The following is a 20746-nucleotide window of genomic DNA, read 5'->3' as shown; positions in this document are numbered from 1 at the left end:
TGCGATTTGCAAGCCCAAACCCTGATCAGGCAGGCAGCGTGATGCGGGCCTCGAAGCCAGAGTCTTGGCCGCTGGCCGGCGAGATCAGGTCGAGCGTTCCACCCATTTGCGAGACGATGCGGTCAGCGATCGCCAGGCCAAGTCCGGATCCCGATGCGCTGGTATTGCCGCGCCGGAAGCGCTTCTTCAGCGTCGCGATATCGCCTTCCGCCACCGAAGGTCCGCCATTGACGACGCGGACGACGCCATGCTCGTCAAGGCTGACATCGACCGGTAGCTCCGGGTCGCCGTGGACCAAGGCGTTTTCGATGAGGTTGCGCAGGATGATACCGAAGGCATCCATGTCGGCGTTGCGGACCAGCTTTGTCGCAGACGCGGCCGTGTAGCGCAGGCGACCCTGCGAGCGGCTGTCGCGTTCGTAATCGGTGACGATCATGTCAAGCACCGGGCGAAGGTCCGTGGCGGTGGCGCTGCCACCGATGCCGGCCTCGGCGCGGGCGAGCTGCAGCAGCTTTTCAGCCAAGCGTCCGAGATTGACCAGCGAGCTCTCGATCTGGTTGGCGCGGGTGCGCGTCGGGCCGGGGGGCAGCTCCTCGGCAAGCCGCTGCGTCTGCGCCAGAGCGCCGGCGATCGGCGTTCTGAGCTCATGGGCGCTGTTGGCGGTAAATTCGCGCTCGGCCTCAAGCGCGGAGCGCAGGCGTCCGAGCAGCAGGTTGACGGAGCGGGCGATCGGCTTCAACTCCTTCGGCAGGCCGGTGCTCTCCAGGGCCGCCAGGTTGCCGCCGTCCTTGGTGCCGATATCCTGGCGCAGCGTATCCAGCGGCTTCAGCGCGCGGCCGACGATGAACCAGATCGCGAAGATACTGGCCGGGATCAGCGCGATCAGCGGAATGAGCAGAGTGACGGCGCTTTCGCGCACGGCTTCACGCCGGTTCTTGAAGCGGTCGGCGACCTGCAGGAAGAGCGTGCCGTCCGAGGTCTTCTCCGTATAGATGCGTGCCGTGTCGCTGTCGTAGAAGCCCGGCTCGAGCGGCGCCGGGAAGGGTTCGGACAGGGCATCGTTGGAGCGCAGCACGATCTTTCCGGATGCGTCGCGAACCTGATAGGTCAGATATTCGCGATTGGCGGCGGTATTCAGCATCGCGATGCCATGCGGGTCGCTGATGCCGCGCTGATCCATATCGTCGAGGATGAGCGCCAGCAGGCGCTCGGTGGTTTCCTGCTGGGCGCTGTCGAAGATTTCGTCGAACTCATGCTGCATCACGCGGATGCTGAGGCCGATGGCGATGAGCCAGAAGACGACCATCACAGTCGTCAGCGCGGTGATGAGCGGGCGGGTGATACTGCGTTCGCGCTTCATTGTGATCCGAGTGTGTAGCCGATGCCGCGGGCCGTGCGGATGCGATCCTTGCCGATCTTCTTGCGCAGCCGGCTGACATAGACTTCGACCGTGTTGCTCTCGATTTCCGAGCCGAAGGCGTAGAGCGCCTCCTCGATGCGGTCCTTGGAGACGATCGCGCCGGGGCGAGCGGTCAGGAGGTCGAGAACCGCCCATTCGCGGCTGGTGAGGATGACGGAGGCGCCGTCGACGGAGAGCTTGTGCTGCGGCCGGTTGATTTCGATATCGCCGATCTGCACCACCGGATGCGGGTTGGCGTCGTAGCGGCGGGCAACCGCCATGATGCGGGCTTCAAGCTCGCCCAGGTTGAAGGGCTTGACGAGATAGTCGTCGGCGCCGGCGTTCAGTCCCTCGATACGATCGGAAATCTGGTCGCGTGCGGTGAGGATGATGACGGGCGCGCGAATGTCGCGGCTGCGCAGCTTGCGCAGGAAATCGACGCCGCTGCCATCGGGAAGATTGAGGTCGAGCAGCACCAATCCATATTCGACCGGACCCGTGGCGGCTTCCGCATCGGCGAGGTTCTTCACCCAATCGACGGCATGGAAGGACGCGGCGACGTGATCGCGCACCGCCTCGCCAATCATCTTGTCGTCCTCAACCAGCAGAATTCGCACGATTTTTCCCTCTGGCACATAGTTAGCGTGCCGTTCGATCTCAGGTCAAGCATGGCTTCGCGGGCAAAGATGGCGCCGCAATGGCGGGGCTGAGCACCATCCACTGCTTGCATCGAGGCTAAAATAGATTGTGCAATTTCTCAATGCACTCGACATTTGCCCGAATTTTGTTTTGATCTGGCGCGAACATAGCTTCAACCACATGCTTTGCTGGCGAAAGCCGGCGCAGTCGCGCGCAATGGATAGTCGATGGTGAAAAAGTCCGAAACTTCTGGTCGTCTCGATGACGCGGCGCGCGCCGGCTGGCTCTATTATGTGGCCGGGCGCACGCAGGACGAGATCGCCTCGTCCATGGGGATTTCGCGACAGTCGGCGCAGCGGCTCGTGTCGCTTGCCGTCGCCGAGCGGCTTATCAAGGTGCGGCTCGATCACCCGATCGCCGCCTGTCTGGAGCTTGCCAATGCCGTGCGCAACAAATACGGGCTGCGGCAGGTGGATATCGTGCCGAGCGATCCGGGTGCGGGTGCGGCGACCGTCGGCATTGCCGAGGCGGCGGCGGCCGAAATCGAGCGCTGGCTGAAGAAGACCGACCCGATCGTGCTCGCCGTCGGAACCGGGCGAACGCTGAAGGCTGCGGTCGATCAGCTGCCGGCGATCGAATGCATCAACCACCGTATCGTCTCGCTCACCGGCAACATCGCGCCGGACGGATCAGCGGCCTATTACAACGTCATCTTCAGCATGGCCGATGCCGTCAAGGCGCGGCATTTCCCGATGCCGCTGCCGGTTCTCGTCACCTCTGCCGAAGAGCGCGAGACATTGCATGCCCAGCAGCTGGTGCGCTCGACGCTCGACATGAGCGCGCAGGCCGACGTGACCTTCGTCGGTATCGGCGAGCTCGGCATCGACGGGCCGCTCTGCGTCGACGGCTTCCTGGAGAAGGGCGAGATGATGGAGCTGATGGACAATGGCGCCGTCGGCGAGATCTGCGGCTGGATTTTCGACAGCGAAGGCAAGCTGCTCGACAACCCGATCAACGAGCGCGTCGCGTCCGCTCCGATCCCCTCGCGCGAGACCTCCGTGGTGATCGGGATAGGCAAGGGCAAGCGCAAGATGAAGGCGATCAAGGCGGCCGTTACCGGTCATCAGATCAACGGTTTGATCACCGACGAAGAGGTCGCCGAGTATTTGCTCACATAGTGGGCAAAAATTTATTTCCTTTTAAATCAGTAATTTAACTCATCGTTTCGCGGCTGCAGCAACGATTGGAGCTTGACATTTGTCGCCTGCCATTGAGTAATTGCCCATGAGCAAAGCGAATGCTCGCTAACATCTTCTGGGAGGAAGATCATGACATTTAAAACTTTTCTGCTCGGCGCCTGCTCCGTCCTGGCGTTCGCGGGCATGGCTTCGGCTGAAACGCTGACGATCGCGACCGTCAACAACGGCGACATGGTCCGCATGCAGAAGCTCACGGATGACTTCAAGGCAAAGAACCCCGGCATCGATCTCGAGTGGGTAACGCTCGAAGAAAACGTGCTGCGCCAGAAGGTCACGACCGATATCGCGACCAAGGGCGGTCAGTACGACGTTCTGACGATCGGCAACTACGAAGTTCCGATCTGGGCCAAGCAGGGCTGGCTTCTGCCGCTCGACAACCTCGGCGACAAGTATGACGCCAAGGATCTGCTGCCCGCGATCAGCGCTGCGCTGACCGTCGACAGCAAGCTCTACGCCGTGCCGTTCTACGGCGAAAGCGCGATGATCATGTACCGCACCGACCTCTTCGAAAAGGCCGGTCTGAAGATGCCCGACGCGCCGACCTGGGACTTCATCGCCGATGCGGCGAAGAAGATCACCGACAAGAAGGGCGAAGTCTACGGCATGTGCCTTCGCGGCAAGGCCGGCTGGGGTGAGAACATGGCGTTCATCACGGCGCTCGACAACTCCTTCGGCGGTCGCTGGTTCGACGAGAAGTGGAAGCCCCAGTTCGACAGCCCAGAGTGGAAGGAAGCCCTTAGCTTCTACGTCGACCTGATGAAGGAAGCCGGCCCTCCCGGTGCATCCTCGAACGGCTTCAACGAAAACCTGGCGCTCTTCCAGACCGGCAAGTGTGGCATGTGGATCGACGCGACGGTCGCCGCTTCGTTCGTCTCCAACCCGAAGGAATCGAAGGTGGCCGACAAGGTCGGTTACGCTCTGTTCCCGACCAAGGGCGAGATGAAGAACCACGGCAACTGGCTGTGGTCCTGGAACCTCGCAATCCCGGCGACGTCGACCAAGGCTGAAGCCGCGCAGAAGTTCGTCGCCTGGGCGACCGACAAGGCTTACGGCGAACTGGTCGCAAGCAAGGAAGGCTGGGCAAACGTTCCTCCGGGCACGCGCACCTCGCTCTACGAAAACGCCGACTACCAGAAGGCCGCTCCGTTCGCTGCCAAGACGCTTGATGCGATGAAGGCAGCCGACACGCAGAAGCCGACCGTCAAGCCGGTGCCTTACACCGGTGGCCAGTTCGTCGCGATCCCTGAATTCCAGGGCATCGGTACGGCCGTCGGCCAGCAGTTCTCGGCAGCCGTCGCCGGTCAAATCTCCGTCGATCAGGCCCTGCAGAGCGCTCAGCAGCTGACGACCCGCGAAATGACGAAGGCTGGTTACCCCAAGTAAGCCTCCCGAGACATGCGGCGTGCGCCTGCACGCCGCACCCCTAGGCCGCCGAATTGCCCGAACTGCATCGGCGGCCCTTTTTGTCACTTTTTGTCCCTGGGCCTTGCAGCCATCCGCTTTCAGAAAAGACGGTGAACCATGGCAACGTTACACACCCGCTCCGCGGCGCGCATGATGATGGCACCCTCGGTGCTCCTGCTCTTCGCGTGGATGATCGTCCCGCTCGTGATGACGATCTACTTCTCGTTCATCGACTACAATCTCCTGATGCCGAGCGACAATCGCTTCCTCGGCTTCCTCAATTACGAATTCTTCCTGACGGACCCGGCCTTCTTCGACGCGTTGATCAATACGCTCGTTCTGGTCTTGAGCGTCCTCGTCATCACCATCGTCGGCGGCATCGCGCTGGCGCTTCTGCTCGACCAGCCGATGTTCGGCCAGGGGATCGTGCGCATTCTCGTGATCGCGCCGTTCTTCATCATGCCGACCGTTGCAGCGCTGGTGTGGAAGAACATGTTCATGAACCCGGTCAACGGGTTGTTTGCCTATATCTGGCGCCTGTTCGGCGCGCAGCCGGTCGATTGGCTCGCCAACATGCCGCTGTTTTCGATCATCCTGATCGTCGCCTGGCAGTGGCTTCCCTTCGCCACGCTGATCCTCTTGACCGCGCTGCAATCGCTGTCGGAAGAGCAGAAGGAAGCGGCCGAGATGGATGGCGCGGGCTTCTTCTCGCAGTTCGTCTACATCATCCTGCCGCACATGGCGCGCGCGATCACCGTCGTGATCCTGATCGAGACGATCTTCCTGCTCTCGGTGTTCGCCGAAATCCTCGTCACCACCAATGGCGGCCCCGGCACGAGCAGCACGAACCTGACCTATCTCGTCTACAACAGGGCGCTCCTGCAGTTCGACATCGGCGGCGCTTCGGCGGGCGGTATCATCGCGGTCATCCTCGCCAATATCGTTGCTATCTTCCTCGTCCGCATCGTCGGCAAGAACCTGGAGACTTGAGATGGCCAGACGCATCACAACCCAGCGCAAGGTGATCGTCACGGCGGTCGCCTGGACCATCGGCATCGTGCTCTTCTTCCCGATCCTGTGGACCTTTCTGACAAGCTTCAAGTCGGAAGCCGACGCCATCGCATCGCCACCGCAGTTCCTGTTCTTCCACTGGACGACGGAGAACTATCTCGAGGTGCAGAGCCGATCGAACTACTTCAGCCACTTCCTGAACTCGGTGATCATCTCCTTCGGTTCGACGCTGCTCGGCCTGATCATCGCGGTCCCGTCCGCCTGGGCGATGGCGTTTTCGCCGACCAAGCGGACCAAGGACGTCTTGATGTGGATGCTCTCGACGAAGATGATGCCGGCAGTCGGCGCGCTGATCCCGATCTATCTGTTGTTCCGCAACACCGGCCTCCTCGACAGCCGCATCGGCCTCGTCGTGGTGCTGATGCTGATCAACCTGCCGATCATCATCTGGATGCTCTACACCTACTTCAAGGAAATCCCCGGCGAGATCCTTGAGGCGGCGCGCATGGATGGCGCCTCGCTCAGCAAGGAAATCATCTACGTGCTGACGCCGATGGCGGTGCCGGGTATCGCCTCGACGCTTCTTCTGAACATCATCCTGTCCTGGAACGAAGCCTTCTGGACGCTCAACCTCACGGCCTCCAAGGCTGCGCCGCTGACGACGTTCATCGCTTCCTATTCCAGCCCGGAAGGACTTTTCTACGCCAAGCTTTCGGCAGCATCGACCATGGCAATCGCCCCGATCCTGATCCTCGGCTGGTTCAGCCAGAAACAACTCGTCCGCGGCCTGACGTTCGGCGCGGTGAAATAAGAAACAAGGGAGAGAAACATGGGCAGCATTACCCTTCAGAAAGTTTCGAAGGTCTTCGGCGAAGCCAAGGTCATCCCTTCGATCGACCTCGAAATCAAGGACGGCGAATTCGTCGTCTTCGTCGGCCCGTCGGGCTGTGGCAAGTCCACGCTCTTGCGTCTGATCGCGGGCCTTGAAGATGTCAGCGGCGGCAAGATCGTCATTGACGGCAAGGACGCCACCGAGAGCGCGCCATCCGAACGCCGGCTCGCCATGGTGTTCCAGTCCTACGCGCTCTATCCGCATATGAGCGTGCGCAGCAACATCGCCTTCCCGCTGAAGATGGCGGGCATGGCAAAGCCCGAGATCGACAAGAAGGTGGCGGACGCGGCCCGCGTTCTCAACCTCACCGACTATCTCGACCGCAAGCCGCGCGCGCTTTCGGGCGGCCAGCGCCAGCGTGTCGCGATCGGCCGCGCCATCGTGCGCCAGCCCTCGGCCTTCCTGTTCGACGAACCGCTGTCGAACCTCGATGCCGCGCTGCGCGTCAACATGCGTCTTGAGATCAGCGAGCTGCACCAGCAGCTGAAGACGACGATGATCTACGTGACCCACGACCAGGTCGAGGCCATGACCATGGCCGACAAGATCGTGGTGCTGAACCGCGGCAACATCGAGCAGGTCGGCTCGCCAATGGAGCTCTACTCCAAGCCGCGCAACCTCTTCGTCGCCGGCTTCATCGGCTCGCCGAAGATGAACTTCGTGCCGCAGGGTTCGCAGACGCTGGGCGTGCGCCCCGAACATATCCAGCTTTCGATGGAGAGCGGCGAGTGGAAGGGCAAGGTCGTGGTCGCCGAACATCTCGGCTCCGACACCTTCCTGCATGTCAACGTCGAGGGCATCGGCCAGATGACGGCGCGCGGCGACGGCAGCTTCCCGGCCAAGGCCGGCGACACCGTTTACCTGACCGCAGACAAGGCCCGCATTCACAGATTCAACGAGCAGGGCCTCGCCATCTGAGCGAGGCATCCGGGGTGGGGAAGAGAGCGCGTGCCGGACGAGGTGCCCGGCGCGCCAGTACCGGGGTCGTTAGACCCTGAAGACCTTCAAGAGGACTGAGACATGACGTGCAAACTATCGCTGGCAACGCTTTCCGACGCGGCTAAGACGGCCACAGTGCCGGCCTATGAGCGGGCGTCGCTGAAGGCGGGCATCGTGCACTTCGGCGTCGGCAACTTCCACCGCGCCCACCAGGCAATCTATCTCGACGACCTGTTCAACAAGGGCGAGGCACACGACTGGGCGATCATCGGCGCCGGCATCCTGCCGTCCGATGCCGCCATGCGCGACAAGCTCGCCGCCCAGGACTTCCTGACAACCGTCGTCGAGCAGGACAACAACAAGACCTCGGCGCGTGTCACCGCGCCGATGATCGACATCCTGCCGGTCGGCGACGCCAAGACCATCATCGCCAAGCTCGCCGACCCCGAAATCCGCATCGTCTCGATGACGATCACCGAGGGCGGCTATTTCATCGATGCATCCGGCAAGTTCAATCCTGATCATCCGGCAATATCAGCCGACGGCAAGAACCCCGCCGATCCGAAGACCGTGTTCGGCCTGATCGTCGCCGGTCTTAAGGCGCGCAAGGACAAGGGCCTCGTGCCGTTCACCGTCATGTCGTGCGATAACATTCCGCACAATGGCGTCGTCACCCGCAATGCGGTGGTCGGCACGGCGGCGCTCTCGGATCCCGCCTTCGCCGAGTGGATCAAGGCCAATGTCGCCTTCCCGAACGCCATGGTCGACCGCATCACGCCGGCCACCGGCCAGCGCGAGATCGATCTCCTGAAGGACGTCTTCGATATCGAGGACAACTGGCCGGTCTATTGCGAAGAGTTCAAGCAGTGGGTGCTGGAAGACAAGTTCACAGCCGGTCGTCCGGCGCTGGAGAATGTTGGCGTCACCTTCGTGCCCGACGTTACGCCCTACGAGCACATGAAGATCCGCATCCTCAACGGCGGCCATGCGGCGATCGCTTACCCGGCGGCGCTGATGGACATCCATTTCGTGCACGACTCGATGGAAGACCCGCTGATCCGCGCCTTCCTCGCCAAGCTCGAGAAGGACGAGATCATTCCGATCGTGCCGCCGGTGCCGAACACCTCGCTGACGGATTACTTCGCGCTGATCGAGCACCGCCTGCTCAACCCGAAGATCGCCGACACCATCCCGCGTCTGGCGCAGGACGGTTCCAACCGCCAGCCGAAGTTCATCTTGCCGTCGACGCTCGACAACCTGAACCAGGGCCGCGACGTGATCGGCCTGTCGCTGGTCTCCGCACTCTGGTGCCGCTACTTCGCCGGCAAGACCGATACCGGTCAGGACATCGTCTTCAACGATGCCAGCGCCGACCGGCTGCATGCGGCGGCGCTCAAGGCCAAGGACGACCCGATGGCCTTCCTCGCCTTCGACGACATCTTCGGCGAGGTCGCCAAGTCCGAGCTCTTCCGCAAGCGCTTCGCGCATGCGCTGAAGACGCTGTGGGAAAAGGGCACGCGCGAGACGCTGCAGCTTTACCTCGACAACAAGCTCGCGGCATAAGCATCAGGCGGCGGGCGCTTCCCGCCGCTATCCACCCATCTCTGCCTGCAATGTCTTGAACCCTGATTGGATGTGTCATGGCTGATGCTGAAACACGGCTTGTGATCTTCGACTGCGACGGCGTCCTCGTCGACAGCGAGCCGATCTCCGTCACCGTTCTCGTCAAGGCCATGAACGATCTCAACGTGCCGATCACCGAGGACGAGGTATATGGTCGCTTTCTCGGGCGCAGCCTCGCGACCGTGATCGAGACGATGAAGACGGAATATAACGTCCATCCCGGCGAAGCTTTTCTGGAGCAGATCCGCACCGATCTCTATGCGCGCTTCCGCACCGAGCTGAAGCCGATCGCAGGCATCGCGGATACGATCGATGCGCTCGACATTCCCTGCTGCGTCGCCTCGTCCAGCCAGGTGGAGCGTATCCGTCTGTCGCTCACCGTCACCGGGCTGATCGACCGGCTGCCCAATATCTTCAGTGCCTCGATGGTGAAGAACGGCAAGCCGGCGCCGGATCTCTTTCTGCATGCGGCAAACCAGATGCAGGTCGATCCCGCCAATTGCGTGGTGATCGAGGACAGCCCCGCCGGCATCGAGGCCGCCAAGGCCGCCGGCATGACCGTCTTTGCCTTCACCGGCGGCTCGCATGCCAATTTCGCCGGCTATCGCGACGAGCTTGACCGCCTTTCCCCCGACGCTACGTTTGACGTCATGCCGGATTTGATCCACCTTATCAAAAAACATCAGCGGGACGGGAACGACCTTTAATGCCTCAGCATGTGGTTGCTGTTGATATCGGCACGGGCAGCGCACGCGCCGGCGTCTTCGATGCGCGCGGCCAGCTGCTGGGCAAGGCCGATCATCCGATCATCATGAACCGGCCTCGCGAAAACCACGCCGAGCACGATTCCGAGGATATATGGTCGGCGGTTTGCATCGCCGTGCGCCGCGCGATGGAGCAATCGGGCGCCGCACCCGAGAGCGTCGGCGCGATCGGTTTCGATGGTACCTGTTCGCTTGTGGTCCGGGATATCGATGGCGGGCAGATCAGCGTGTCGACGGGCGGCGAACGTCGGTTCGACACCATCGTCTGGCTCGATCACCGGGCTTTGAAGGAAGCGGATTTCTGCACGGCGACCGGCCACGAGGTGCTGGAGCATTCCGGGCATTTCATGTCGCCCGAGATGGAAATGCCGAAACTGATGTGGCTGAAGAAGAAGCTGCCGGGCACGTGGGCGAATACCGGCTATCTCTTCGACCTCGCCGATTTCATGACCTGGAAGTCCACCGGCTCGCTCGCGCGGTCGCGCTGCACGCTGACGTCCAAGTGGAACTATCTGGCTCATCTCAAGGATGGCTGGCGCAAGGATTTTCTCGAGCAGATCGGCCTCGATGACCTGCAGGCGCGCGGCCGACTGCCCGACGACACCATTGCTGTCGGCGGCAGCGTCGGCACGCTGACCAAGGAGGCCGCCTCGGCGCTCGGGCTCACCACGGCCTGTCATGTCTCCTCGGGCATGATCGACGCCTATGCCGGCGCGCTCGGAACGCTCGGCGGCGACGCGCATGATCCGGAGCGTCTGGAACGGCAGCTGGCGCTGATCGCCGGCACATCGAGCTGCATCGTCTCGTTTTCGCGCAAGCGACGCCCGAGCCACGGCATGTGGGGCCCCTATTACGAAGCCGTGTTTCCCGGCACCTGGCTTGTCGAGGCCGGGCAATCGGCGACGGGAGCTTTGCTCGACCATGTCGTCCGGATGCATGCGGCAGGCGGCGAGCCGACGGCGGCACTTCACCAGAAGATCGTGTCGCGGATTTCGCAGCTACGCGCGGAAGAGGGCGATGCCTTCGGCGCCAGGATTTTCGTGCTGCCCGATTTTCACGGCAACCGCTCGCCGCTTGCCGACCCGCACGCGGTCGGCACGGTCAGCGGGCTGACGCTCGACACATCGTTCGACGGGCTCTGCGCGCTCTACTGGCGCACCGCCGTGGCGATCGCGCTCGGCATCCGCCATATCCTCGAACGGATGAAGGAATATGGCTATGCGCCCGACACGCTGTATGTGGCGGGCGGGCATGTGAAGAACCCTGTGCTGATGGAGCTTTATTCGGATGCGACCGGCTGCAAGGTCGTGGTGCCGAAGATGAACGAGGCGGTGCTTCTGGGAACCGCGATGGCGGCCTCCGTCGCCTGTGGTCTGCATGCGGACCTCGCCACTGCGGGTTCGGCTATGTATCCCGGCGGCGACTTGCATGCTCCCGACGAGAGCAAGCGCGCGCTTTACGATCGCGATTACCGCCGGCTGCTCGCCATGTATCGCCATCGCGCCGAGCTCGAGGCGATGGAATAGATTTCGGATCGCTACCGGTTGGCATCCTCGCCCAGCATGGCGCTGAACTCGGTCATGCGGCTCGCACGCGCGACGGCCTCGTCACCGACGGCGCTGACAACGGCCGAGGACAGACAGTCGAGAAGCGCGATCACCGGCGGCAGGTTGTCCAGTTCCCCCGGCCGGGTCGGGGGCAGCGGCAGGATGAGATTGGCCTGGTCTAGCACCCAGTTGGCGCTCTGGGCGCTGATGAGCACGACCTTGTATCCGTAGCGCCTGGCGATGCGTGCGAGCAGACGGGCCTTCTTGAAGCGCTGGCTGTCGATGATGACAAGCAGCGCGCCTTCGCCGCTGACGCGCGCGAAGAGCTCGGCGAAGCGGTTTCCGCTGCCGTCGAGCGCATGCACGCCATCGCGCGCCTGCGTCAGGCGCTGGCTGAAATGCGTGGCGAAACTTGCCTGCGAGACATGGGTGGCGATGAACACCTCGCTTGCCGCGCGGATCATCGCCACGGCGTCGCTCCAGTGCTGCTGTCCGGTGAGATGATAAATGTGGTGGAGCGCCTGGATCTGCTCGGCAACCAGCACGGCGAGCGGCTTGCCATCGGCGGCATCGACCTGCAGTTCCGACATCGAGGCCTGCATCTGCGTGGCCGAGACACCGGCGACGTCGCGGATCTGCACCTTGACGCTATCGAGCCCCTGATAGCCCAGCGCCCGCAGGAAGCGGCCGACGGTCATCGGGCTCAGGTCCAGCCGGTCGGCCACCGAGGCTGCCGTTTCGAACGGAAGATCACTCAAGTGTTCGGTGAAATATTTTGCGATGCGACGTTCGGCGGGCGTGCCGGATTTCGCGTATTGGCGGAGCTTCTGAACAAAGTCTTCCACGGCAGCTGTCCCGATTTTGGGTGATGTTTCCTGTCTGCTTGAAACAAATCCTTGCGTCCGCAAATATTCGGAGCGCCCTGCAAGTAATCTTAGATGCTGATTTAAATATATATTATGAAAGGCTTTTGAACAACAATTCCCTCAATCCGGCGAAATAATTTCAGCCTTGCCGTTCAAAGATCAGATTCCTACATCATCGCCACAACCGGAGACGTCACCATGATCCTCGAAGCGGCGCGCCTTTCCATCACCAATCTTTTCGCCCCGGAAACGCGGTCGGTGTTCTGGAAAGTGCTCGGGCTCACCGTGCTCGCGCTGATCGGCCTGTGGCTGGCGCTGCGCAGCGCTTTCATGGCTTTCGTCTTTCCCTGGATCGCCAGCTTCTTTCCCGCAATGCCGGATTGGGCAGGCTGGCTCGGCTTCGTCTTCGCCATCATGGCGGGCATCGGACTGGCGTTGGGGCTGGCACTTCTGCTGTCACCAGTCACCGCGCTGATCGCCGGATTGTTTCTCGATGATGTCGCCGACGTCGTGGAAAAGCGCGATTATCCTGAAGACGTGCCGGGCACCGCCATGCCGCTCGGCCCGGCGATGCTGAGCTCGATCAAGTTCCTCGGCGTCGTCATCGTCGGCAACATCGTGGCGCTGTTCCTGCTGTTCATCCCGGGCGTCAACCTCGTCGCCTTCTTCCTGGTCAACGGCTATCTGCTCGGCCGGGAATTCTTCGAGTTCGCCGCCATGCGCTTCAGATCACCGGCCGAGGCGCGGCTCTTCCGCCAGAAACATGCGCCGACGGTGTTTCTCGCCGGTCTGGTGATCACCGCGTTCCTGGCCATCCCGATCGTCAATCTGCTGACGCCGCTGTTTGCTGCGAGCATGATGGTGCATCTGCACAAGCTGCTCTCGCGCAAGGAACTCGGCGTTCGGGTCTAGTCCTATTACTGGACGGCCTCGCCGATCACCTGCGGTGGTAACTCGACGAGCGGCGCCGGGATGTCGCAGCTCTTTTCGGGCGAGCGACAGAGATCGGCGATAACGCAGTGCTCGCATTCGGCGCGGCGGGCCTTGCAGGTGTAGCGGCCGTGCAGGATGAGCCAGTGATGGGCGTGGTAGAGGTAGTGCTTGGGCACCACCTTCATCAGCCGCTCCTCCACCTCATCGGGCGTCTTGCCCGGCGCCAGCTTGATGCGGTTGGCTATCCGGAAGATATGCGTGTCGACGGCCATGGTCGCCTGGCCGAAGGCCATGGAGAGCACGACATTGGCGGTCTTGCGGCCGACACCCGGCAGCATCACCAGCTCGTCGCGCGTCTGAGGCACCACGCCACCGAAAACATCGACCAGCATGCGCGACAGGGCAATCACGTTCTTCGCCTTGTTACGGTAGAGCCCGATCGTCTTGATGTAGTCGCGCACCTTCTCCTCGCCGAGATCCAGCATCTTTTGCGGGGTGTCGGCGACCTTGAAGAGCGCGCGCGTCGCCTTGTTGACGCCGGCATCGGTCGCCTGCGCCGAGAGCGCCACGGCAACGACAAGCGTGAACGGGTTGGAGTGCTCCAGCTCGCCCTTCGGCTCCGGCCGCTGCACGGAGAAGCGGCGGAACATCTCCTCGCGCTCGGCCTCGCTATAGACGGAGCGGACGCTCGCCTTCTTCTTGCGGCGAACGAGGGGTTTTTCGGGCTGCGACGATGTGGCGGAGGATTTGAGTTTCGGACTGGACATGGACAATCTATACTCGGCAGCCATGATGGAAAGCAACGCCGACAGCGCTGGTCAGCCGGCGGTTTTGGACCAGCCGGTATTCTCAGCCGAGCTCTTTCCCCACCGGTCGCTCGGCCGCAAGGGGTTCAGGGTGCTCCTGCTGCTGTCGGGCGGCGTTTGCCTGCTTTACGGCCTGTTCTTCATCGCTACCGGCGCCTGGCCGATCGGCTTCTTCTTCGGCCTCGATTTCCTGCTGCTCTACGGCGCCTTCCGGCTGAACTACCGCTCGGCCAGGGCACGCGAGATGGTGACGGTGTCGCGCACCGATATCGCGGTCCGCAAGATCGCGCCTTCGGGGCGTATGGTCGAGCATCACTTCAATCCGTTCTGGACGCGCTTTTCGGTGCGCCGTCACGACGAGATCGGCATCCTGTCGATGCATATTTATGGACAGGGGCGGGCGACGGATATCGGCGGCTTTCTCAACCCCGATGATCGCGAAAGTTTCGCCAAGGCCTTCAAGCGAGCGCTGGCGACGGTCAAGCAGCGTATCTGATAATCATCTAATTCAGGTGCAAGAATCGGGTGGCTTCAACGATGCCGCTTGACTATCTCCTTGTGACAAGGAGAAAGATCATGAACATGGTAGCCAAGCTGAACCAAGACATCACGCCCGATGGTCCCGACTACGAGACCGTCCGCCAGGTGATCGAGCTGATCACCGAGGATTACCGTGAGCAGCCGTCGCTGGAAGCGATCGCCATGCGTCTCAATCAATCACCGACGCAGCTGCAAAAGACCTTTACCCGCTGGGCCGGCCTTTCGCCCAAGGCCTTCCTGCAGGCGGTGACGCTCGACCATGCCAAGCGGCTGCTGCGCAAGGAGGAGCTGCCTCTGCTGGAGACCTCCTTCGAGGTCGGTCTGTCAGGCCCCGGGCGGCTGCACGATCTCTTCGTCACGCATGAGGCGATGTCTCCCGGCGAGTGGAAGGCGCGCGGCGGTGGTCTCACCATCCGCTACGGCTTTCATCCGTCGCCCTTCGGCATCGCGCTGGTCATGGCGACCGACCGCGGTCTGGCCGGCCTTGCCTTCGCCGATATCGGCGGCGAGACGGCCTGCCTTGAGGACATGACCTGCCGCTGGCCGAACGCCGACTATGTCGAGGACCGGGAGGCAACGGCTCCTTACGCCGCGCGCATCTTCGAACCGGGCCGCTGGACGTCCGAGCAGCCGTTGCGCGTGGTGCTCATTGGTACCGATTTCCAGGTCCAGGTCTGGGAGAGCCTGCTGAAGATTCCCTTCGGGAAGGCCGTCACCTATAGCGACATCGCCAGCGACATCGGCCGCCCGACGGCGATGCGGGCGGTGGGGGCGGCGGTTGGCGCCAACCCGATCTCGTTCGTGGTGCCGTGTCACCGGGCGCTTGGCAAGAGCGGCGCGCTGACGGGCTATCACTGGGGGCTGACGCGCAAGCGGGCGATGCTGGGGTGGGAGTCGGCGCACGCTTGAGGGCAAACGTAACCGCTCACCTTCTCAAATCCATCCCTGCAAAAGACAACGGCGCGGTTCTCACCGCGCCGTCTGCATGTTCATTCCGCCGCAATCGCCGGCGGATGCCGGTGATCTGCCGCGTCATCCTCACCGGATGAGACAGCCTCATCCTCTTTGCCCTTCGGCTCCTTGCCGAAAAACAGCGCATAGGCCGCCGGCAGAACCAAGATCGTCAGCACCGTGGCGACCAGGATGCCGCCCATCATGGCGTAGGCGAGCGGGCCCCAGAAGACACCGCGCGAGATCGGGATCAGCGCCAGAACCGCCGTCAAAGCCGTCAGCATGATCGGACGGAAGCGGCGCACGGCCGCGCCGACGATCGCTTCCTGCCGATGCATGCCCGCCTTGATGTCCTGGTCGATCTGGTCGATCAGGATGATCGAGTTGCGGATGATGATGCCGAGCAGCGCGATGACGCCGAGGATCGCGACGAAGCCGAAGGGCGCGCCGGAGATCAGGAGGGCTGCCGCGGCACCGATGATCCCGAGCGGACCCGTCGCCAGCACCAGCATCGCCTTGCCGAAGTGCTGTAGCTGCGCCATCAGAAGCAGCACGATCACGACAAGCATGATCGGCGCCTTGGCGGCGATCGAGGCCTGGCTTTCGGCGGAATCTTCCGCACCGCCCTGGATCTCGACCTTGTAGCCGGCAGGCAGGCTGTCGCGCAGCGGCTGCAGATCGGTATACATCTTCATGACCACATCGTTCGACTGCACGTCGTCAGGCAGCGTGGCGCGCACGCTGATCGTCGGCAGGCGATCACGCCGCCATTCGATGCCCTGCTCGAGAACCGGCACCACCTTGGCGATCTGCGAGACCGGCACGAAGCCGCCGAAATCCGTCGGCACGTAGACCGAGTTGACGGCCGACAGCAGCGAGCGATTGGCTTCCGGCTCGCGGGCGACGATCGACACCGTCTCCTCGCCATCGCGGAAATCGTCGAGCGGCGCGCCGGACATCGCGGTCTGCAGCATCTGGCGAACGCGCTGCGAGGTGACGCCAAGCGCACGGGCACGATCCTGGTCGATCACCAGCTTCATCGCCGGCACCTGCTCCAGCCAGTCGTCGTGGATGGCGCCGAGCAGCGGATTTTCCTGGAACTTCGCCTTCACCTCGTCGGCGATCTTGCGGACTTCCTGGCGATCCGGACCCATGACGCGCATCTGCACTGGCCAGCCGGTTGGCGGACCGAGGAACAGGCGATCGACCTTGCCGCGGATATCGGGGAAGTCTTCGGCGAGGATATCACGCAGCTTGACGATCAGCCGTTCGCGAGCCGGCTCGTCATTGGCCATGATCAGCAACTGCGCGAAATTCGGGTTCGGAAGCTGCTGGTCGAGCGGCAGGAAGAAGCGCGGCGCGCCCTCGCCGATATAGGTGGCGACGAACTTCTTGTCCTTGTCGTCCATGATCTTGGCTTCGAGCGCCTTCGATTGCGTCTCGACTTCCTTGATGCTGGTACCCTCAGGCAGCCAGAGATCGACGAGGATCTCGGGGCGCGAGGATTGCGGGAAGAAGTTCTGCGGGATGAACTGGAAGGCCCAGAGGCTGGTGGCAAAGGTCACCAGCGTCATGGCAACGACGATGATGCGGTGGCGCACGGCCCACCCCACCGTCGACCGCAACCGGCGATAGAAGCTGGTGTCGAAGGCATCATGATGCGCGCCGCCGGCATGCTGGCGCTGCTTCAGGAGCATGTAGCCGAGCCACGGCGTGAAATAGACCGCGACGAACCACGAGACCACGAGCGCGATGCCGACGACGTAGAACAGCGTGCGCACGTATTCCCCGGCGGTAGACGCCGCGAAGCCAACCGGAATGAACCCGGCGGTGGTAATCAGCGTGCCCGTCAGCATCGGGAAGGCGGTCGAGGAATAGGCAAAACTCGCCGCCTCGATCTTCACGAGCCCTTCTTCAAGCTTTCGCTCCATCAATTCGACCACGATCATCGCGTCGTCGACGAGCAGCCCAAGCGCGATGATCAACGCGCCCAGCGAAATACGCTGCAGGTCGATGCCAAGCTCGTACATGATGGCGAAAGTGGCGGCCAGCACCAGCGGAATGGCGATGGCGATGACGAGACCCGAACGCCAGCCGATCGACAGGAACGAGACGACGAGAACGATGGCCAGCGCTTCACCGAGCGCATGCATGAACTCGCTGACGGCGTCGGTGACGACATCCGGCTGGTTGGAGATCTGGTCGACTGACACGCCGTAGGGCAGCGATTCCTCGAAGCGCTTGTAGGTCGCTTCGACATCCTTGCCGACATCGGTGACCTTGTAGCCCTTGGCCATGACGACGCCGACCTGGACGCTCTCGTGCCCATTGAAGCGGTACTTGCGCTGATAGGGATCTTCCAGACCGGAATAGACGGTGGCGATATCGCCGAGGCGGGTCACCTGGTTGCCGGCCTTGAGCCGAAGCTCGCGGATATCGGCGGCCTTGGTCACGTCGCCTTCGACGGCGATGCGCACCGAGCGCGTTCCCGTATCGACGGAACCGGCGGGATCGACGCTGTTCTGGCCCTTGATGGCGTTCTGCAGGTCGACGATCGTCAGGCCGCGTTCGGCGAGCGCCTGCGAGGACACGTCGATGAAGATCTTCTCCGGCTGATCGCCGATGATCACGGCCTTCTCGACACCCGGCGTCGTCAACAGCATGTCGCGCGCCTGGATCGCGAACTTCTTCAGTTCCGGATAGCTGTAGCCATCGCCGCTGATCGATTGCAGCGTGATGAAGGTATCGCCGAATTCGTCGTTGAAATAGGGGCCGAGCAGGCCGGATGGCAGCTCGTTGGAGATATCGCCAACCTTCTTGCGCACCTGGTAGAAGGCGTCGGCGACGTCAGCCCCGTTGGTATCGCCCTTGATCTGCAGCGTGATGACGGCGGAGCCGGCGCGCGTATAGGATTTCACCCAGTCGATATGCGGGGTTTCCTGCAGCTTGCGCTCGATCTTGTTGACGACCTGATCCTGCATTTCCTGGATCGAGGCGCCCGGCCACACGGCCTGCACGACCATGACGCGGAAGGTGAAATCGGGGTCTTCCTTCTGCCCCATCCGCATCAGCCCGAGCACGCCGGTGATGAGGATCAGGCCGAACAGGAAGCGCGCGATGCTCGGATGGCCGATTGCCCAGCGCGACAGGTTGAAGGGCTTCTTCTCGGTGGTGGAGTTGTCCATTGTCCCGTTCCCTCTCCTGACCGCTTAGCGAACGACGTCGCCGGTCTCGGCCGCAGTTTCGGCGGATGCCGACTGCTGGCCCGGCAGCTTGACCTTGAGATTGTCGGTCATGAACTGCGTGCCGGCGGCAACCACGAGATCGCCCGTCTTCAACCCGTCGGCGATATTGACGCCGTCACCGGTGAAATCGGCGATCGTGACGTCGCGGGCATGCACGGTCTGCTGGTCGCGATCGACCACCCAGACGATCTTCTTGCCGTCCTTCTCGGCAAGTGCGGCGAGCGGGATGGCGACATGGATGTTGGCGTTGCTCACACTGGCCTCGATCGTCGCCGTCATGCCGAGCAGGACGCGGTCGTCATGCGGCAGGCTCACACGAACGGCAAACGTGCGCGACTGCGCATCCGCGCTGCCGGAGACCTCGCGCACCTTGCCATCGAGCACCAGCTTGGCCGAAGACCAGAAGCTCGCCTTGACCGTCTTGCCCGGCTTGAACTCGGCAATGTCGTTCTCAGGCACCGCGATCTGCACTTCCTTTTCGCCGTCCAGCGCGACAGTCGCAACCGGCGTGCCGGCGGCAACGACCGTGCCGGTATCGGCGCTGATCGCGGTGACGATGCCGCTCTGGTCGACCTTCAGCTCGGCATAGCTCACCTGGTTTTTCGCCTGGTCGAGAGAGGAGCGAGCCGCGTCGCGCGTGGAGACGGCCTGGTCATAGCTGAGCGACGCCTGCTCGAGCTGCGACTTCGCCGTCACGCTCTTGTCGAACAGTTGCTGGGCGCGCTTGTTGGCGAGATCAGCCGTGCCGACGCCCTTTTCGGCCGCCGCCAGATTGGCTTCCGCCGTCTTTGTCGCAAGCTCGTAATCCGTCGCGTCGATGCGCGCGATCACATCGCCCGGCTGGACACGGTCGCCGATATTCACGCGGCGCTCGGTGATCTTGCCGGCCACGCGGAAGCCGAGGTTCATCTCGACGCGCGCCTTCACCGCACCGGAATAATCAAGCGCTCGGGTCTCGCCGGCCTTGGCGATTTCCACGACCTTGACCGGCCGCAGGATCTCCTTGGTCTCCGCCTTCTTCTCTTCGCTGCAGCTTGAAAGCGCGAGCGAAACGGCGCCAACAAGGGCCAGGCTGGCAACGGACGGCAACTTGACTGTCTTCAGCGAAATCATCTTTCGCACTCCCGGTATGTTCATGTGTTGAATAGATTGGCGGCTGTACCGCCCGATTATTTCTTCAAAGCCCTGATGGAGAAGTCGATCAGCTCGTCCACCGTCGCTCGGTTGGTCTTGGCAAGACATTGCGCCACCATGATCGGGTGACAGAGCGTCACCGTGGCGGCGCCAAAGCAGCGCGACGCGGTCGCGGGATCCTGATCGACGAACTCGCCGGCCTCGATCCCCTCGCGGATAACGTCGGCCAGCAGATCGTGAATGCTGTCGACATGCCTCTCGATGACATGCCAGTCGCGCTCGATGGCGACGACCACCATCTCGTGCACCTTTTCCTGGTCGAGCATGGTCTCGACCGTCATCTGATATTGCCCGCGCACGAAGCGGCTGAGGCGCTCGGAAGCGCTGAGCGGCAGATGACAGATCTCGTAGGCCTGCTGGTAGCTCGCAGCCAGCATGCGCCCACAGATCGCCTGGTGGATTTCAATTTTCGAGGAAAAGAAGCGATAGACATTGGCCGGCGACATGCCGAGATCGCGAGCGATATCGGCAACGGTCGTCTTGGCGTAGCCATAGTGACGAAACAGCCGTTCGGCCGCATCGAGAATGCGGGTCACATTCTCCTGTTTGGTCGCTTCGAGAATGCTTTCAGCGGTGTCGCTCATGATTTTTGCCGTGTTGATTTACGACTGACGAATTTCGATTTTCGTCAGTCGTAAGACATCAGGAGGCGGAAGTCAATCTTTTGCGTTGCGGCGAAGTCCCCTCCTCGCCCTCGCAAAAGTCCCCTCCCCAACCCCTCCCCACGAGGGGGA

General features: G+C 62.4%; 18 protein-coding genes. 11 read left to right on the top strand and 7 right to left on the bottom strand.

Annotated features, from left to right (window positions below):
- Nucleotides 1-25: 25 nt before the first annotated feature.
- Both B3605_RS25470 and B3605_RS25465 read right to left on the bottom strand, forming a co-directional pair.
- Nucleotides 26-1360 (bottom strand): ATP-binding protein, encoded by a 1335-nt coding sequence (locus tag B3605_RS25470; RefSeq protein ID WP_112974070.1) that lies wholly within the window; start codon nucleotides 1358-1360, stop codon nucleotides 26-28.
- Nucleotides 1357-2016 (bottom strand): response regulator, encoded by a 660-nt coding sequence (locus B3605_RS25465; protein WP_018902450.1) that lies wholly within the window; start codon nucleotides 2014-2016, stop codon nucleotides 1357-1359. Before B3605_RS25465 ends, B3605_RS25470 begins: the two co-directional genes overlap by 4 nt.
- A gap of 249 nt (nucleotides 2017-2265) precedes the next feature.
- Between B3605_RS25465 and B3605_RS25460 the strand changes: the two genes are divergently transcribed.
- From B3605_RS25460 to B3605_RS25425, 8 genes are all read left to right on the top strand, one after another.
- Complete coding sequence (locus B3605_RS25460) at nucleotides 2266-3216, top strand: sugar-binding transcriptional regulator (protein ID WP_112944202.1); 951 nt, start codon at nucleotides 2266-2268, stop codon at nucleotides 3214-3216.
- A gap of 150 nt (nucleotides 3217-3366) precedes the next feature.
- On the top strand, nucleotides 3367-4680 hold the full coding sequence (locus B3605_RS25455; protein WP_112944203.1) for an ABC transporter substrate-binding protein: 1314 nt from the start codon (nucleotides 3367-3369) through the stop codon (nucleotides 4678-4680).
- A 138-nt stretch (nucleotides 4681-4818) separates the two neighbouring features.
- Nucleotides 4819-5691, top strand: coding sequence for a carbohydrate ABC transporter permease (locus tag B3605_RS25450; RefSeq protein ID WP_047509793.1), 873 nt, complete (start codon nucleotides 4819-4821; stop codon nucleotides 5689-5691).
- Between the two features lies 1 nt (nucleotide 5692).
- A complete protein-coding gene (locus tag B3605_RS25445) occupies nucleotides 5693-6523 on the top strand; it encodes a carbohydrate ABC transporter permease (RefSeq protein ID WP_047509791.1) in 831 nt (276 codons plus the stop codon).
- A gap of 18 nt (nucleotides 6524-6541) precedes the next feature.
- Complete coding sequence (locus tag B3605_RS25440; protein ID WP_047509790.1) at nucleotides 6542-7522, top strand: ABC transporter ATP-binding protein; 981 nt, start codon at nucleotides 6542-6544, stop codon at nucleotides 7520-7522.
- 102 nt (nucleotides 7523-7624) lie between these two features.
- Nucleotides 7625-9106: a mannitol dehydrogenase family protein gene (locus B3605_RS25435; RefSeq protein WP_112944204.1), complete on the top strand. Its 1482-nt coding sequence runs from the start codon at nucleotides 7625-7627 to the stop codon at nucleotides 9104-9106.
- A 77-nt stretch (nucleotides 9107-9183) separates the two neighbouring features.
- The gene (locus tag B3605_RS25430) at nucleotides 9184-9873 is read left to right on the top strand and encodes an HAD family hydrolase (RefSeq protein WP_112944205.1); all 690 of its coding nucleotides are present in this window, start codon (nucleotides 9184-9186) and stop codon (nucleotides 9871-9873) included.
- On the top strand, nucleotides 9873-11456 hold the full coding sequence (locus B3605_RS25425; protein ID WP_296436836.1) for an FGGY-family carbohydrate kinase: 1584 nt from the start codon (nucleotides 9873-9875) through the stop codon (nucleotides 11454-11456). The genes B3605_RS25430 and B3605_RS25425 overlap by 1 nt, the downstream gene beginning before the upstream one ends.
- A gap of 11 nt (nucleotides 11457-11467) precedes the next feature.
- Here the strand turns inward: B3605_RS25425 and B3605_RS25420 are convergent, their stop codons facing one another.
- Nucleotides 11468-12322, bottom strand: a complete 855-nt coding sequence (locus tag B3605_RS25420) for a MurR/RpiR family transcriptional regulator (RefSeq protein WP_112944207.1) — start codon at nucleotides 12320-12322, stop codon at nucleotides 11468-11470.
- 219 nt (nucleotides 12323-12541) lie between these two features.
- Between B3605_RS25420 and B3605_RS25415 the strand changes: the two genes are divergently transcribed.
- Nucleotides 12542-13255, top strand: a complete 714-nt coding sequence (locus B3605_RS25415; RefSeq protein WP_296436835.1) for a sulfate transporter family protein — start codon at nucleotides 12542-12544, stop codon at nucleotides 13253-13255.
- Nucleotides 13256-13260: 5 nt separating this feature from the next.
- Here B3605_RS25415 and nth read toward each other — a convergent pair whose 3' ends face one another.
- Nucleotides 13261-14043, bottom strand: coding sequence for an endonuclease III (nth, locus tag B3605_RS25410; RefSeq protein WP_112944209.1), 783 nt, complete (start codon nucleotides 14041-14043; stop codon nucleotides 13261-13263).
- Nucleotides 14044-14065: 22 nt separating this feature from the next.
- Between nth and B3605_RS25405 the strand changes: the two genes are divergently transcribed.
- Both B3605_RS25405 and B3605_RS25400 read left to right on the top strand, forming a co-directional pair.
- Nucleotides 14066-14578 (top strand): DUF2244 domain-containing protein, encoded by a 513-nt coding sequence (locus B3605_RS25405; protein ID WP_112944226.1) that lies wholly within the window; start codon nucleotides 14066-14068, stop codon nucleotides 14576-14578.
- An 80-nt stretch (nucleotides 14579-14658) separates the two neighbouring features.
- Nucleotides 14659-15531, top strand: coding sequence for a methylated-DNA--[protein]-cysteine S-methyltransferase (locus tag B3605_RS25400; protein WP_112944210.1), 873 nt, complete (start codon nucleotides 14659-14661; stop codon nucleotides 15529-15531).
- 80 nt (nucleotides 15532-15611) lie between these two features.
- Here B3605_RS25400 and B3605_RS25395 read toward each other — a convergent pair whose 3' ends face one another.
- The 3 genes from B3605_RS25395 to B3605_RS25385 are packed head-to-tail and all read right to left on the bottom strand — an operon-like array spanning nucleotide 15612 to nucleotide 20596.
- Complete coding sequence (locus B3605_RS25395) at nucleotides 15612-18758, bottom strand: efflux RND transporter permease subunit (protein ID WP_112944211.1); 3147 nt, start codon at nucleotides 18756-18758, stop codon at nucleotides 15612-15614.
- A 24-nt stretch (nucleotides 18759-18782) separates the two neighbouring features.
- Nucleotides 18783-19931, bottom strand: a complete 1149-nt coding sequence (locus tag B3605_RS25390) for an efflux RND transporter periplasmic adaptor subunit (RefSeq protein ID WP_112974073.1) — start codon at nucleotides 19929-19931, stop codon at nucleotides 18783-18785.
- Between the two features lie 56 nt (nucleotides 19932-19987).
- Nucleotides 19988-20596 (bottom strand): TetR family transcriptional regulator, encoded by a 609-nt coding sequence (locus B3605_RS25385; RefSeq protein WP_112944213.1) that lies wholly within the window; start codon nucleotides 20594-20596, stop codon nucleotides 19988-19990.
- Nucleotides 20597-20746 lie beyond the last annotated feature (150 nt).

The sequence above is a fragment of the Rhizobium sp. UBA1881 genome (assembly GCF_002338015.1).
Classification (GTDB): Bacteria; Pseudomonadota; Alphaproteobacteria; order Rhizobiales; family Rhizobiaceae; genus Rhizobium.
The sequence above is the reverse complement of the archived record's forward strand: the minus strand, read 5'-3'. Positions and strand labels throughout refer to the sequence as shown.

Excerpts from the sequence above, each read along its gene's own strand:
- B3605_RS25470 (WP_112974070.1), bottom strand. The coding sequence starts at position 1,360 with ATGAAGCGCGAACGCAGTATCACCCGCCCGCTCATCACCGCGCTGACG.
- B3605_RS25460 (WP_112944202.1), top strand. The coding sequence starts at position 2,266 with ATGGTGAAAAAGTCCGAAACTTCTGGTCGTCTCGATGACGCGGCGCGC.
- B3605_RS25455 (WP_112944203.1), top strand. The coding sequence starts at position 3,367 with ATGACATTTAAAACTTTTCTGCTCGGCGCCTGCTCCGTCCTGGCGTTC.
- B3605_RS25450 (WP_047509793.1), top strand. The coding sequence starts at position 4,819 with ATGGCAACGTTACACACCCGCTCCGCGGCGCGCATGATGATGGCACCC.
- B3605_RS25445 (WP_047509791.1), top strand. The coding sequence starts at position 5,693 with ATGGCCAGACGCATCACAACCCAGCGCAAGGTGATCGTCACGGCGGTC.
- B3605_RS25440 (WP_047509790.1), top strand. The coding sequence starts at position 6,542 with ATGGGCAGCATTACCCTTCAGAAAGTTTCGAAGGTCTTCGGCGAAGCC.
- B3605_RS25435 (WP_112944204.1), top strand. The coding sequence starts at position 7,625 with ATGACGTGCAAACTATCGCTGGCAACGCTTTCCGACGCGGCTAAGACG.
- B3605_RS25430 (WP_112944205.1), top strand. The coding sequence starts at position 9,184 with ATGGCTGATGCTGAAACACGGCTTGTGATCTTCGACTGCGACGGCGTC.
- B3605_RS25425 (WP_296436836.1), top strand. The coding sequence starts at position 9,873 with ATGCCTCAGCATGTGGTTGCTGTTGATATCGGCACGGGCAGCGCACGC.
- B3605_RS25415 (WP_296436835.1), top strand. The coding sequence starts at position 12,542 with ATGATCCTCGAAGCGGCGCGCCTTTCCATCACCAATCTTTTCGCCCCG.
- nth (WP_112944209.1), bottom strand. The coding sequence starts at position 14,043 with ATGTCCAGTCCGAAACTCAAATCCTCCGCCACATCGTCGCAGCCCGAA.
- B3605_RS25405 (WP_112944226.1), top strand. The coding sequence starts at position 14,066 with ATGATGGAAAGCAACGCCGACAGCGCTGGTCAGCCGGCGGTTTTGGAC.
- B3605_RS25400 (WP_112944210.1), top strand. The coding sequence starts at position 14,659 with ATGAACATGGTAGCCAAGCTGAACCAAGACATCACGCCCGATGGTCCC.
- B3605_RS25395 (WP_112944211.1), bottom strand. The coding sequence starts at position 18,758 with ATGGACAACTCCACCACCGAGAAGAAGCCCTTCAACCTGTCGCGCTGG.
- B3605_RS25390 (WP_112974073.1), bottom strand. The coding sequence starts at position 19,931 with ATGATTTCGCTGAAGACAGTCAAGTTGCCGTCCGTTGCCAGCCTGGCC.
- B3605_RS25385 (WP_112944213.1), bottom strand. The coding sequence starts at position 20,596 with ATGAGCGACACCGCTGAAAGCATTCTCGAAGCGACCAAACAGGAGAAT.